Below are 11,108 nucleotides of genomic sequence, written 5' to 3'. Positions count from 1 at the left end.
CTACACGGTGTGACCATACATGAGTGTAATTATGGGCCAGACATGAAAATCCCACAGTCACGCCAGGCACGACTGTGGGATTTGTTCAGCAAAGTGCTTACTTGATGCGCTGACCCGGCTTGGCGCCGCTGTCGGGGCTCAGCAGGTAGATTTCTGCACCGCCAGGGCCGGCTGCCATCACCATGCCTTCGGAGATCCCGAACTTCATTTTGCGAGGCTTGAGGTTGGCGATCATCATGGTCAGGCGACCTTCGAGCTTGGACGGATCCGGGTAAGCGCTCTTGATCCCGGACAGCACGTTGCGTTGCTCATCACCAATGTCCAGGGTCAGGCGCAGCAGCTTGTCGGCACCTTCCACGGCTTCGGCCTTGAGGATCAGCGCAACCCGCAGGTCGACGGCAGCAAAGGCGTCGAACTCGATTTCCGGGGACAGCGGTTCCTTGACCAGTTCACCGTTGCCGGCCGGTGCAGTTTCACCGGTATCGGTGGCGCTGGCGGTCAGGTCTTCTTTCGAGGCGTCGGTCATGGCTTGCACTTTTACCGGGTCGATGCGGGTCATCAACGGTTTGAACTCGTTCAACTGATGATTGCTCAGCAGGGTGGCGTGGTCGTTCCAGGTCAGCGGTGCGACATTGAGGAACGCCTCGGCGTCGGCGGCCAGCAGCGGCAGCACCGGTTTGAGGAAGATCACCAGTTGGCGGAACAGGTTGATGCCCAGGGCGCAGATGGCCTGGACTTCATCGTGCTTGCCTTCCTGTTTGTTCAGCGACCACGGTGCCTTGTCGGCGATCCAGGCGTTTGCGCGGTCGGCCAGGCCCATGATCTCGCGCATGGCGCGGGCAAAGTCACGAGCCTCGTAGGCTTCGGCGATGCCTGGCGCGGCGGCCAGGAACGCGTCGGTCAGTTCCGGCGCGGCGTTACCCGCCACCAGCACACCGGCGTTGCCTTTCTGGATGAAACCGGCGCAACGGCTGGCGATGTTGACGACTTTGCCCACCAGGTCGGAGTTGACCTTCTGCACGAAGTCTTCGAGGTTCAGGTCGAGGTCGTCGACGCCACGGCCCAGCTTGGCCGCGTAGTAGTAGCGCAGGTATTCCGGCGACAGGTGATCCAGGTAGGTCCGCGCCTTGACGAAAGTGCCCCGGGACTTGGACATTTTCTGACCGTTGACGGTCAGGTAGCCGTGCACGTTGATGCCGGTCGGCTTGCGGAAACCCGCGCCTTCAAGCATCGCTGGCCAGAACAGCGCGTGGAAGTTGACGATGTCCTTGCCGATGAAGTGATACAGCTCGGCGGTGGAATCCTTGGCCCAGAACGCGTCGAAATCCAGGTCCGGACGACGGGCACAAAGGTTCTTGAAACTGGCCATGTAGCCGATCGGCGCGTCCAGCCACACGTAGAAATACTTGCCAGGCTCGCCCGGGATCTCGAAACCGAAGTACGGCGCATCGCGGGAGATGTCCCACTGTTGCAGGCCCGCGTCCAGCCACTCGGCGATCTTGTTGGCCACGGCGTCTTGCAGGGTGCCGCTGCGGGTCCAGGCCTGGAGCATTTCCTGGAAGTCCGGCAGTTTGAAGAAGAAGTGCTGGGAATCCTTGAGCACCGGAGTGGCGCCAGAGATGGCCGACTTCGGATCCTTCAGGTCGGTAGGGGCGTAGGTCGCACCGCATTTTTCGCAGTTGTCGCCGTACTGGTCTTCAGTGCCGCATTTCGGGCAGGTGCCCTTGATGAAGCGGTCGGCCAGGAACATTTTCTTTTCCGGGTCGAAGTATTGCGTGATCGAGCGCTGGGCAATGTGCCCGGCGTCGCGCAGCTTCAGGTAGATCTGGCTCGACAGCTCACGGTTTTCTTCGGCGTGAGTGGAGTGGAAATTGTCGAAGTCCACCAGGAAGTCGGCAAAGTCGGCGCTGTGTTCAGCCTGGACGTTGGCGATCAGTTGTTCCGGGGTGATGCCTTCCTTTTCCGCGCGCAGCATGATGGCCGAGCCGTGAGCGTCGTCGGCGCAGACATAGATGCATTGATTGCCGCGGTGCTTCTGGAAGCGCACCCACATGTCGGTCTGGATATATTCCAGCATGTGGCCAAGATGGATCGAACCATTGGCATAGGGCAGGGCGCTGGTGACGAGGATCTTGCGTGGCTCGGACATGGGGCTCGGCTACTTGATGAAACGGAGGTCGGCCACTATAAAGCGCTGGCGCATATTTTTCACCCCCGAGGCCTGAGGGCTTACTGTTACAAAAGAGCTTTTGTGGCGAGGGGGGTTGCCCCCGTTCGGCTGCGCAGCAGTCGTAAAACCGGCGATTGCGGTGTATCTGCCGGATTGCGTGTGCTGGTTTCGGGGCGGCTTCGCCACCCAACGAGGGCAAGCCCCCTCGCCACAGGATGCATTCCAGCCACAGTAATCTGTTCGCCACAAATGTATGTCCGGCGTAGGATACCCGCCTGATTTTCCAGTCTTGCTATCGGAGTTGCCCATGAGCGCCGTCAATCGCGCAGCGGTGGAAGCCGTCCTTCGCCAATACACCGACCCTTACCTGAACCAGGACCCGGTCAGCGCCGGGTGCGTGCGCAACATCGACATCCAGGGTGATGGAGTCAGCGTCCAGCTGGAACTCGGTTACGCCGCCGGTCTGTTCAAGACGGGCTGGGCACAGATGCTGGAAATGGCGATCCAGGGCCTGGACGGTGTGGCGAGTGCTCGCGTCGAAATCACCAGTGTCATCGCTGCGCACAAGGCCCAGGCGCAGATCCCGGGCCTGGCCAACGTCAAGAACGTGGTAGCCGTGGCTTCCGGCAAGGGCGGCGTGGGCAAGTCCACCACCGCCGCCAACCTGGCGCTGGCATTGGCCCGTGAAGGCGCCAAGGTCGGGATTCTCGACGCGGACATCTATGGTCCGAGCCAGGGCATCATGTTTGGCATTCCCGAAGGCACCCGACCGAAGGTCAAGGATCAGAAGTGGTTCGTGCCGATCGAGTCCCATGGCGTCGAAGTGATGTCCATGGCGTTCCTGACCGACGACAACACGCCGATGGTCTGGCGCGGTCCGATGGTCTCCGGTGCGTTGTTGCAACTGGTCACACAAACCGCGTGGGGCGATCTCGATTACCTGGTCATCGACATGCCGCCAGGCACCGGCGACATCCAGCTGACCCTGGCACAGAAAGTCCCGGTGGCCGGTGCGGTGATCGTCACCACGCCCCAGGACCTGGCGTTGCTGGACGCACGCAAAGGCGTCGAAATGTTCCGCAAGGTCAACATTCCGGTGCTGGGCGTGGTGGAAAACATGGCCGTGCACATCTGCTCGAACTGCGGGCATGCGGAGCATCTGTTCGGTGAGGGCGGCGGGGTAAAACTGGCGACTCAGTACGGCGTCGAACTGCTGGCCTCGTTGCCGCTGGCGATGGCGATTCGCGAACAGGCCGATGGCGGCAAGCCAACGGTGATCGCCGAGCCGGACAGCCCGATTGCGATGGTCTACCAGGAACTCGCCCGCCATGTCGGCGCGCGGATTGTGTTGCAGGAAGCGGCGACCCCGGCGATGCCGACTATCACCGTGAGCGACGATTAATCACAGAAGAAACACAATCCCCTGTGGGAGCGGGCTTGCTCGCGAAAGCGGTGTGTCATTCAACAGATAAGTTGACTGGTCTACCGCATTCGCGAGCAAGCCCGCTCCCACATGGGTTATGCGGTGGACTTAGATCCGCAACCCGCCATCCATCTCCAGAATCCGGCCGGTGTAGTAGTCGTTCTCGAAAATGTACGCCGCCGAATGGGCGATCTCATCCGGTTTGCCCATGCGCTTGAGCGGAATCCCGGCGGTCATTTTCTCCAGCGCTTCCGGCTTCATGCCCAGGGTCATCTCGGTTTCGATGAAGCCCGGCGCAATGCCCGCCACACGAATACCGTAGCGCGCCAGTTCCTTGGCCCAGGTCACGGTGGCCGCTGCCACGCCAGCCTTGGCGGCGGAGTAGTTGGTCTGGCCAACGTTACCGGCCCGGGAAATCGACGAAATATTGATGATCGCGCCGCTGTTTTTCAGCTCGACCATTTTCGCCGCGACTTCACGGGTGCACAGGAACACGCCGGTCAGGTTGACGTCGATCACCGCCTGCCACTGGGCCAGGCTCATCTTCGTCATTTCGCCGTCCTTGACCTTCAGCAGCAGGCCGTCGCGCAGGATCCCGGCGTTGTTGATCAAGCCATGGATCGCGCCAAAGTCTTCGGCCACTTGGGCGACCATGTGCGTCACTTGTTCTTCATTGGCGACGTTGCACAGATAGGCGCGGGCCTCGACGCCTTTGGCCTTGCACGCGGCGACGGTGTCGTCGAGCTTTTCCTGGTTTAGATCGACCAGCGCCAGTTTCGCGCCCTTGCCGGCGAAATACTCGGCCATCGAACGGCCTAAACCCTGGCAACCGCCAGTGATAATGATTACTTTGTCAGTGAGTTGCATTCGCATGCCCCAATAGCAGGTCGCAGTGGTGATCCTTGTAGAGGGCCTCTCGATCTGCACCTGATGTGGCCTGGTTGCACATGAGAACTGCCCCGATGGCGTGCTGGATACTTATCCCCAGGCGCCTGTCCGTTTTTTCGACGGATTCTATATAAGGAGTCATAAATTGAGCGTTGAAGCGGCCAAGAATGCCCGAGAATTGCTTCTCAAGGAATACCGCGGAGTGCTTTCGACGCACTCCAAGGCCATGCCCGGTTTCCCTTTCGGCTCGGTGGTTCCGTACTGCCTGGACGAGCAGGGCCGGCCGCTGATCCTGATCAGCCGCATCGCCCAGCACACCCACAATCTGCAAAAAGATCCGAAATGCTCACTGTTCGTGGGCGAGCGCGGGGCCGAGGACGTGCAAGCCGTTGGTCGCCTGACCTACCTGGCCGAAGCTGAAAAACTCGAAGACACCGCTGCCATCGACACGGCTGCCGAGCGTTATTACCGCTACTTCCCGGATTCGCAGAACTACCACAAGGCCCACGATTTCGATTTCTGGGTGCTCAAGCCGGTACGTCACCGTTACATCGGTGGCTTCGGCGCGATCCACTGGGTCGATCAACTGACCCTGGCCAATCCGTTCGCTGGCAAGGCCGAAGTGAGCATGGTCGAGCACATGAATACCCACCACACCAAAGCCATTGCCCATTACGTCGAACTGGCCGGTCTGCCGAAAACCGAGCCGGCGCAACTGGCCGGCATCGACACCGAAGGCATGCACCTGCGCATTGGTCAGGCGCTGTACTGGCTGCCGTTTCAAGCGCCATGTAATACGCCGACACAAGTGCGGGAAGCCTTGGTTTTCCTGGCTCACGCCGAGCATTGGCCAAAAAATGAAGTAGCCGACGCTTGAATTCACGATACGGCGACGTCATCTAAGGCTTACTGGCAAGGCATTCTTGCGTTGAGGAACCATTTGATGCGCCCTTTTTTATTGCTCTTTGTACTGTTTCCGGTGTTGGAGCTGTTCGTATTCGTCAAGGTCAGCGGGGCGATCGGGTTTTTCCCGGCCCTGCTGCTGATCATTCTCGGCTCGATGCTCGGCGTGTTCGTGCTGCGCATCGCCGGTCTGGCCACTGCACTGCGTGCCCGTGAAAGCCTGAACCGCGGCGAACTGCCGGCCCAGACCATGCTGGAAGGCTTGATGCTGGCACTGGCGGGCGGTCTGTTGATCCTGCCGGGCTTCGTCACTGACGTGCTGGGCCTGATCATGCTGATGCCCATCTCTCGTCGTCTGTTGGCGAACAAGATGCGCCAGCGCGCCGAAGAACAGGCGATCCGTCAGCGTGCATTCGCCGATGACCTGCAGTCCCGGGGCGGTCCTGCTCCACGACAGCAACCGCTGGGCCGCGAGCCCAACGTGATCGAAGGCGAGTTCGAACACCACGATCCCAAGTAAAGCGTTTCAGCTGCACGGCACCTTCGGGTGCCGTGTTCGTTTGCGGGCAGTCACATGAAAAAATTTGCTTGCTCGCCCTTGTAATAAGCTTATGCGCCCTTATGTAACGGTCACCGCAAGGTTTCTGGCGATCATGCCAGACAGACTTCCGCGGTTCGCTTGACGAACCGCACCCGGCACCGCCGGATTTGTTAAACCCGCCGGGAATACACCGGCCGATGAAAACCACAATTAGGAGAGATCGACAATGAAGCTTCGTCCTCTGCATGACCGCGTCGTCATCCGTCGCAGCGAAGAAGAAAAGAAAACCGCTGGCGGTATCGTCCTGCCAGGTTCGGCTGCTGAAAAAGCCAACAGCGGCGAGATCCTCGCTGTCGGTACCGGCCGCGTGCTGGAAAACGGTGAAGTGCGTGCACTGGCCGTAAAAGTGGGTGACAAGGTTGTGTTCGGCCCGTACTCCGGCAGCAACACTGTGAAAGTTGACGGCGAAGACCTGCTGGTAATGGCTGAGAACGAGATTCTCGCTGTCATCGAAGGCTGATTCCCCGCTCATTTTCCCGCTACTACAAAGTATTTAAGGAATATCGATCATGGCTGCTAAAGAAGTTAAATTCGGCGACTCCGCCCGCAAGAAAATGCTCGCCGGTGTAAACGTCCTGGCTGACGCAGTAAAAGCGACCCTGGGCCCTAAAGGCCGTAACGTGATCATCGAGAAGAGCTTCGGCGCTCCGACCATCACCAAGGACGGCGTTTCCGTAGCCAAAGAAATCGAACTGAAAGACCGTTTCGAAAACATGGGCGCGCAGCTGGTCAAAGACGTTGCCTCCCGTGCCAACGATGACGCAGGCGACGGCACCACCACCGCTACCGTTCTGGCTCAATCGATCGTCAACGAAGGCCTGAAAGCCGTCGCTGCCGGCATGAACCCGATGGACCTGAAGCGCGGCATCGACAAAGCGACCATCGCTATCGTCAAAGAGCTGAAAGCCCTGTCCAAGCCTTGCGCTGACACCAAGGCCATCGCTCAGGTCGGCACCATCTCGGCCAACTCCGACAACTCCATCGGCGACATCATTGCCGAAGCCATTGAAAAAGTCGGTAAAGAAGGCGTGATCACCGTTGAAGAAGGCTCGGGCCTGGAAAACGAACTGTGGGTTGTTGAAGGCATGCAGTTCGACCGTGGCTACCTGTCCCCGTACTTCGTCAACAAGCCAGAGACCATGACTGCCGAGCTCGACGGTCCGCTGATCCTGCTGGTCGACAAAAAAATCTCCAACATCCGCGAAATGTTGCCAGTGCTGGAAGCCGTTGCCAAAGCCGGACGTCCACTGCTGATCGTGGCCGAAGACGTTGAAGGCGAAGCCCTGGCGACTCTGGTTGTGAACAACATGCGTGGCATCGTCAAAGTCGCAGCCGTCAAGGCTCCAGGCTTCGGCGACCGTCGCAAGGCCATGCTGCAGGACATCGCTGTCCTGACTGGCGGTACCGTTATCTCCGAAGAGATCGGTCTGAGCCTGGAAAGCACTACCCTGGAACACCTGGGTAATGCCAAGCGCGTGATCCTGTCCAAAGAAAACACCACCGTGATCGACGGCGCCGGCGTTGAAGCTGATATCCAGGCTCGCGTTCTGCAAATCCGTCAGCAAGTGGCCGACACTTCGTCCGACTACGACCGTGAAAAACTGCAAGAGCGTCTGGCCAAGCTGTCCGGCGGCGTTGCAGTGATCAAGGTTGGCGCTGGTTCCGAAGTTGAAATGAAAGAGAAGAAAGCCCGCGTTGAAGACGCCCTGCACGCTACCCGTGCAGCCGTTGAAGAAGGCGTGGTACCTGGCGGTGGCGTGGCACTGGTTCGCGCTCTGCAGGCTATCTCCGAACTGAAAGGCGACAACGCCGATCAAGACGTGGGCATCCAGTTGCTGCGTCGCGCTGTTGAAGCGCCACTGCGCCAGATCGTTGCCAACTCCGGCGACGAGCCAAGCGTAGTAGTCGACAAGGTTAAGCAGGGTTCGGGTAACTACGGTTACAACGCTGCTACCGGCGAATACGGCGACATGATCGAAATGGGTATCCTGGACCCGGCTAAAGTGACTCGTTCGGCTCTGCAGGCAGCGGCTTCCATCGCCAGCCTGATGATCACGACCGAAGCCATGATCGCCGAGATCAAGGAAGAAGGCGGCGCTGGCGGCGGTATGCCAGACATGGGCGGTATGGGTGGCATGGGCGGCATGATGTAAGCCAGCCTTACCCCTATAAAAAAGCCCCGCCTGCGAAAGCAGGCGGGGCTTTTTATTGCCAGCCGATTCACCCCAATCAACTGTGGGAGCGGGCTTGCTCGCGAATGCGGTGTGTCAGACAACATCAATGTCGACTGATACGCCGCATTCGCGAGCAAGCCCGCTCCCACATTTGGATCTGTGTGTGTCAGGCGTTGACCGGTTCTGCCTTGCCAACCCGCTCAGCCTTGGACGCCGGTCGATACAGGATGTAGTAATACGACCCCAGGCAAATCAGCCAGCAGAAAATCGCCGTCCACACGTTGTGCGAAAAGAAGTGCGCACCCTGCATCATCCGGCTGATGGAAAACACCGTGCCCAGGGCCGCGGCAAAGATAAACGCCTTGCGCGCCAGCCGGGGACGACGATCACGCAGCACAAAGAACAGCGCAAACAACGTAAAACCGGTCGCCGCATGACCACCCGGCCAGCAGCGGCCAGGTTTGTCGGTGTGCGGACGCGGGCTAAGCAGTTCGCTGTAGGTTTCGTGGCCGCCGAATTGCTCAAGGCTCCACGGGCATTGCACCGAGGTCACAACCTTGACCGGGGTGACAAAAGAGGTGGCCAGGCCCAGGGAGAGCACCAGGCAACCCAGCTCCCGTTTGAACGGTTTGAGTTTCTCGACAAAAAACGAGCAGATAAACCCGATCACCGCAAACACCGAGAAAGCGATGACCACTTGCTTGGCCTTGTCGTGCAGGATGTTTTCCAGGAAGTAACTGTGCCGGCCGATGAAATCACCGGCCACCGGGTCATAAAAGTACCTGGCCAGGTCCATGTCCAGGTCGGTCAGTTCGAGCAGCACCAGAACGATCGCCGCAATGGCGGGAACCCCGAGGCATACCCAGAAATTGAGCGGCCGGGAGACGGGGCGAACAGCGGTTGATGACATGGTGGATCCTGAGCATGGGAAAAAGCCCCGGGGCATCAGCCCGGGGCGATTCGGTTAACGTACGCTGACCTGGGGCGTGCCCTCCTTGGGCGCTTTCCAGCCAAGCAGCTGTTGCTTGAAGCCATAACTGGCGGTTTGGTAATAGGTGATGGCACGGGTGATCAATGGATCGCTGGCCTGGGCCTTCGATTCGCGGCTCTCGGTCAGCGCGTCGTCATGCCGACGCAGACCCTGGCGCGGACTCAGGATTGCCAGGTCCTTGCCATCGAACAGCCCCAAATGCTGATAGTTGCCGACAACCACCCGCGGTGGCAATGGATTGTCCTGCAACAGATTGCGGCCAAAAAATGTCGATTGGTAGTCCATGTTCAGCAAACCCAGCAGCGTCGGCGCCAGATCAATCTGGCTGGCCAGTTGTGCGGTTTCCCGGGCCTCGATCAGCTTCGGCGCATAGATGAACAATGGAATCTGATAGTTGCTGATCGGCAAGTCTTCCTTGCCGGCGCTGCCCGCCGTGTGGTCGGCGACGAACACGAAAATCGTATTGTCGAACCACGGTTTTTGCCGCGCCTGCTCAAGGAACTGGCCGATGGCGTAGTCGGTGTACTTCACCGCGCCGTCGCGACCGTTGCCGGACTTGATGTCGATCCGGTTGTCCGGGTAGGTATAAGGACGATGGTTGGACGTGGTCATCAGTTGCAGCAAGAACGGCTGCTGCTTGGCGTAGTCGGCGTCGGCCAGTTTCAGGGTCTGGTTATAGAGGTCTTCATCCGCCATGCCCCAGGCGTTCTTGAAGTGAATCTCCGATTCATCGACGCTGCTCTGATCGACCACGCGATAACCGTTGCCGCTGAAGAACGCGTTCATGTTGTCGAAGTAACCGCGCCCGCCATACACGAACACACTGTCATAACCCACGGCACCGAGTTGTTGGCCGAGGCTGGCGAACCCGCTCTCACGGCCCACGCGCTTGACGATCGAACGGCCCGGCGTCGGCGGGATGGCCAGGGTAATGGCTTCCAGACCACGGTCGGTGCGGGTGCCGGTGGCGTAGAAGTTATTGAAGTACAGGCTCTGCTTGCGCAAGGCGTCCAGGTTCGGCGTCAGGTTGCGCCCGTCGCCGTTGCTGCCCATGTACTTGGCGCTGAAACTTTCGATGGTCACCAGCACAATGTTGGGTGTGCGTTGAGTGCCAGGGTTATCGATCATGCGGCGGATGTCTTGCGGGTCTTCGCCGATAAAGCGTGCGTTCGGCTCGCTGAGTTCGGCGCGGATCTGCCCCGCGACGGTGGCGGGCGGCAGGCTTTTATAGAACTGCGGGTAATCCAGTTCGTTGTTACGGAACGCGGCGAAGAACTGGTACGGGCCATTGCTCGCCAGTTCGTTCTGATAGGCATTGCCGCCCTGGGCGCGCGGGGCGTCCTGGCTGAGCAGTTGCAGGCTCAAGCCCCCGACGATCAGCAAGCCCAGGGCGTTGAGCAGGCGTCGGCGAAGCGGTGGCAGCGGGGCGTCCAGCGCCGCATTGAACGGCTTGCGCAGCACCAGGCTCAGCGCCACGGCCAGCACGGCGAGAGCGCTCAGCAACGTGCCGATCGGGTAAGACTCCAGCAGGTTGTTCAAGACTTCGTCGGAGTACACCAGGTAATCAACGGCGATGAAGTTGAAACGCACGCCGAACTCGTCCCAGAACAACCATTCGGCGACGGAGGTGAACAGCATCGCAAACAGGCTGACGGTCAGCAGCCCTTGCAGAAACCAGCGATGGCCCCGGCGACGCCACAAGGCGGGCGGGCAAAGCAGCAAGTAGAGGCCCATCGGCAAAGCCGCATAGGCAATGAAACCCAGGTCGTACAGAAAGCCGATGGCAAAAACCGACACAAAACCGCTACCGGCCTCATCCAGGTGAGTGAGCAGCAGAACGGTTCGGGTCAGAAAGAAAATCACCAGCCAGGTGATGGTGACAAGCAGCAGAAAGCGCATAGGCGCAGTCTTGAAGAAGTCCATTGGCTACATTCCTTATATCAATGGCGCGGGAGTTT

The 11,108-nt window shown here is 59.5% G+C and carries 9 protein-coding genes; 5 read left to right on the top strand and 4 right to left on the bottom strand.

What is annotated here, in order from left to right:
• Positions 1–97: 97 nt before the first annotated feature.
• Positions 98–2,149 (bottom strand): methionine--tRNA ligase, encoded by a 2,052-nt coding sequence (gene metG, locus ACIQY3_RS12965; RefSeq protein ID WP_403019818.1) that lies wholly within the window; start codon positions 2,147–2,149, stop codon positions 98–100.
• Between the two features lie 328 nt (positions 2,150–2,477).
• Between metG and apbC the strand changes: the two genes are divergently transcribed.
• On the top strand, positions 2,478–3,572 hold the full coding sequence (apbC, locus tag ACIQY3_RS12960; protein ID WP_403019816.1) for an iron-sulfur cluster carrier protein ApbC: 1,095 nt from the start codon (positions 2,478–2,480) through the stop codon (positions 3,570–3,572).
• A gap of 129 nt (positions 3,573–3,701) precedes the next feature.
• On the opposite strand, the gene ACIQY3_RS12955 is transcribed toward apbC, so the two are convergent.
• Entirely contained in the window at positions 3,702–4,460 is a 759-nt protein-coding gene (locus ACIQY3_RS12955; protein ID WP_054045171.1) for an SDR family oxidoreductase, read from the bottom strand.
• Between the two features lie 166 nt (positions 4,461–4,626).
• Here ACIQY3_RS12955 and ACIQY3_RS12950 point away from each other — a divergent pair, with 166 nt between their 5' ends.
• The 4 genes from ACIQY3_RS12950 to groL all read left to right on the top strand — a co-directional run bounded on the left by ACIQY3_RS12950 (position 4,627) and on the right by groL (position 8,138).
• A complete protein-coding gene (locus tag ACIQY3_RS12950) occupies positions 4,627–5,358 on the top strand; it encodes a HugZ family protein (protein ID WP_403019815.1) in 732 nt (243 codons plus the stop codon).
• A gap of 66 nt (positions 5,359–5,424) precedes the next feature.
• Entirely contained in the window at positions 5,425–5,904 is a 480-nt protein-coding gene (locus ACIQY3_RS12945) for an FxsA family protein (protein ID WP_054045168.1), read from the top strand.
• A 247-nt stretch (positions 5,905–6,151) separates the two neighbouring features.
• Positions 6,152–6,445 (top strand): co-chaperone GroES, encoded by a 294-nt coding sequence (locus ACIQY3_RS12940; protein WP_054045166.1) that lies wholly within the window; start codon positions 6,152–6,154, stop codon positions 6,443–6,445.
• Between the two features lie 49 nt (positions 6,446–6,494).
• The gene (groL, locus tag ACIQY3_RS12935; protein WP_403019814.1) at positions 6,495–8,138 is read left to right on the top strand and encodes a chaperonin GroEL; all 1,644 of its coding nucleotides are present in this window, start codon (positions 6,495–6,497) and stop codon (positions 8,136–8,138) included.
• Positions 8,139–8,325: 187 nt separating this feature from the next.
• Here groL and ACIQY3_RS12930 read toward each other — a convergent pair whose 3' ends face one another.
• Both ACIQY3_RS12930 and ACIQY3_RS12925 read right to left on the bottom strand, forming a co-directional pair.
• Complete coding sequence (locus ACIQY3_RS12930; protein WP_403019813.1) at positions 8,326–9,069, bottom strand: phosphatase PAP2 family protein; 744 nt, start codon at positions 9,067–9,069, stop codon at positions 8,326–8,328.
• A 54-nt stretch (positions 9,070–9,123) separates the two neighbouring features.
• Positions 9,124–11,073, bottom strand: coding sequence for an LTA synthase family protein (locus ACIQY3_RS12925; RefSeq protein ID WP_403019812.1), 1,950 nt, complete (start codon positions 11,071–11,073; stop codon positions 9,124–9,126).
• Between the last annotated feature and the right edge of the window lie 35 nt (positions 11,074–11,108).

The organism is Pseudomonas sp. NPDC096950, from assembly GCF_044762525.1.
In the GTDB taxonomy this organism is placed as follows: Bacteria; Pseudomonadota; Gammaproteobacteria; order Pseudomonadales; family Pseudomonadaceae; genus Aquipseudomonas.
This window is presented reverse-complemented; position numbering and strand designations above follow the sequence as displayed.

Coding starts and splice junctions, on each gene's coding strand:
- metG (WP_403019818.1), bottom strand. CDS start 2,149: ATGTCCGAGCCACGCAAGATCCTCGTCACCAGCGCCCTGCCCTATGCC.
- apbC (WP_403019816.1), top strand. CDS start 2,478: ATGAGCGCCGTCAATCGCGCAGCGGTGGAAGCCGTCCTTCGCCAATAC.
- ACIQY3_RS12955 (WP_054045171.1), bottom strand. CDS start 4,460: ATGCAACTCACTGACAAAGTAATCATTATCACTGGCGGTTGCCAGGGT.
- ACIQY3_RS12945 (WP_054045168.1), top strand. CDS start 5,425: ATGCGCCCTTTTTTATTGCTCTTTGTACTGTTTCCGGTGTTGGAGCTG.
- ACIQY3_RS12940 (WP_054045166.1), top strand. CDS start 6,152: ATGAAGCTTCGTCCTCTGCATGACCGCGTCGTCATCCGTCGCAGCGAA.
- groL (WP_403019814.1), top strand. CDS start 6,495: ATGGCTGCTAAAGAAGTTAAATTCGGCGACTCCGCCCGCAAGAAAATG.
- ACIQY3_RS12930 (WP_403019813.1), bottom strand. CDS start 9,069: ATGTCATCAACCGCTGTTCGCCCCGTCTCCCGGCCGCTCAATTTCTGG.
- ACIQY3_RS12925 (WP_403019812.1), bottom strand. CDS start 11,073: ATGGACTTCTTCAAGACTGCGCCTATGCGCTTTCTGCTGCTTGTCACC.